This window comes from Nocardia sp. NPDC004604, from assembly GCF_040609795.1.
GTDB lineage: Bacteria > Actinomycetota > Actinomycetes > Mycobacteriales > Mycobacteriaceae > Nocardia.
This window is the reverse complement of the sequence record NZ_JBEXLC010000317.1, coordinates 1-2,351: the sequence shown is the minus strand read 5'-3', so window position 1 is coordinate 2,351 and position 2,351 is coordinate 1. Positions and strand designations below refer to the sequence as shown.

General features: G+C 50.4%; 2 rRNA genes. Both read right to left on the bottom strand.

Annotated elements, in window-relative coordinates:
• Positions 1–60: ribosomal RNA gene (rrf, locus tag ABZW16_RS43770) — 5S ribosomal RNA — on the bottom strand; the annotation flags it as partial.
• 67 nt (positions 61–127) lie between these two features.
• A 23S ribosomal RNA gene (locus tag ABZW16_RS43765) occupies positions 128–2,351 on the bottom strand; the annotation flags it as partial.

Sequence of the window (2,351 nt, the reverse complement as noted above, 5' to 3'; positions counted from 1 at the left end):
GAGCTTAACTTCTGTGTTCGGCATGGGAACAGGTGTGACCTCCTTGCCATTGTCACCAGACAAGTGAATGATTATACATTCAAAACTAGATAGTAAGTAAAGATTTGCGTCGCAAAACTTGAAAAAATTGATTAAGTCTTCGATCGATTAGTATTCGTCAGCTCCACGTGTCACCACGCTTCCACCTCGAACCTATTAACCTCATCATCTCTGAGGGATCTTATAACCGAAGTTGGGAAATCTCATCTTGAGGGGGGCTTCATGCTTAGATGCTTTCAGCACTTATCCCGTCCATACATAGCTACCCAGCTATGCCGTTGGCACGACAACTGGTACACCAGAGGTATGTCCATCCCGGTCCTCTCGTACTAAGGACAGCTCCTCTCAAATTTCCTACGCCCACGACGGATAGGGACCGAACTGTCTCACGACGTTCTGAACCCAGCTCGCGTACCGCTTTAATGGGCGAACAGCCCAACCCTTGGGACCGACTACAGCCCCAGGATGCGATGAGCCGACATCGAGGTGCCAAACCTCCCCGTCGATGTGAACTCTTGGGGGAGATAAGCCTGTTATCCCCGGGGTAGCTTTTATCCGTTGAGCGATGGCCCTTCCATGCGGAACCACCGGATCACTAAGTCCGTCTTTCGACCCTGCTCGACTTGTAGGTCTCGCAGTCAAGCTCCCTTATGCCTTTACACTCTATGAATGATTTCCAACCATTCTGAGGGAACCTTTGAGCGCCTCCGTTACCTTTTAGGAGGCGACCGCCCCAGTCAAACTGCCCGCCTGACACTGTCTCCCACCACGATAAGTGGTGCGGGTTAGAAAGCCAACACAGCTAGGGTAGTATCCCACCAACGCCTCCACGTAAGCTAGCGCTCACGTTTCAAAGGCTCCTACCTATCCTGTACAAGCTGTGCCGAATTTCAATATCAGGCTACAGTAAAGCTCCACGGGGTCTTTCCGTCCTGTCGCGGGTAACCTGCATCTTCACAGGTACTATGATTTCACCGAGTCTCTCGTTGAGACAGTGCCCAAATCGTTACGCCTTTCGTGCGGGTCGGAACTTACCCGACAAGGAATTTCGCTACCTTAGGACCGTTATAGTTACGGCCGCCGTTTACTGGGGCTTCGATTCGTAGCTTCGCAGAAGCTAACCACTCCTCTTAACCTTCCAGCACCGGGCAGGCGTCAGCCCCTATACATCACCTTACGGTTTAGCAGAGACCTGTGTTTTTGATAAACAGTCGCTTGGGCCTATTCACTGCGGCTCTTCTGGGCTTGCACCCTAAAGAGCACCCCTTCTCCCGAAGTTACGGGGTCATTTTGCCGAGTTCCTTAACGAGAGTTCGCTCGCTCACCTTAGAATTCTCATCTTGACTACCTGTGTCGGTTTGCGGTACGGGCACCTAATCTCTATCTAGAGGCTTTTCTCGGCAGTGTGAAATCAACGACTCGAGGAAACAATTTCCTCTCCCCATCACAGCTCAATCTTAAGAGTGCCGGATTTGCCTAACACTCAATCTCACTGCTTAGACGTACAATCCAATCGTACGCTTCGCCTATCCTACTGCGTCCCCCCATCGATTAAAACGATTATAGGTGGTACAGGAATATCAACCTGTTATCCATCGCCTACGCCTGTCGGCCTCAGCTTAGGACCCGACTAACCCAGAGCGGACGAGCCTTCCTCTGGAAACCTTAGTCAATCGGTGGACGGGATTCTCACCCGTCTTTCGCTACTCACACCGGCATTCTCACTTCTAAGCGCTCCACATGTCCTTGCGATCATGCTTCAACGCCCTTAGAACGCTCTCCTACCATTGTCCAAAGGACAATCCACAGCTTCGGTAATATGTTTAGCCCCGGTACATTTTCGGCGCAGTGTCACTCGACTAGTGAGCTATTACGCACTCTTTAAATGATGGCTGCTTCTAAGCCAACATCCTAGTTGTCTGGGCAACGCCACATCCTTTTCCACTTAACATATATTTTGGGACCTTAGCTGGTGGTCTGGGCTGTTTCCCTTTCGAACACGGACCTTATCACCCATGTTCTGACTCCCAAGTTAAATTAATTGGCATTCGGAGTTTGTCTGAATTCGGTAACCCGAGAGGGGCCCCTCGTCCAAACAGTGCTCTACCTCCAATAATCATCACTTGAGGCTAGCCCTAAAGCTATTTCGGAGAGAACCAGCTATCTCCAAGTTCGATTGGAATTTCTCCGCTACCCACAGTTCATCCGCTCACTTTTCAACGTAAGTCGGTTCGGTCCTCCATTCAGTGTTACCTGAACTTCAACCTGACCATGGGTAGATCACCTGGTTTCGGGTCTACGACCAAATACTA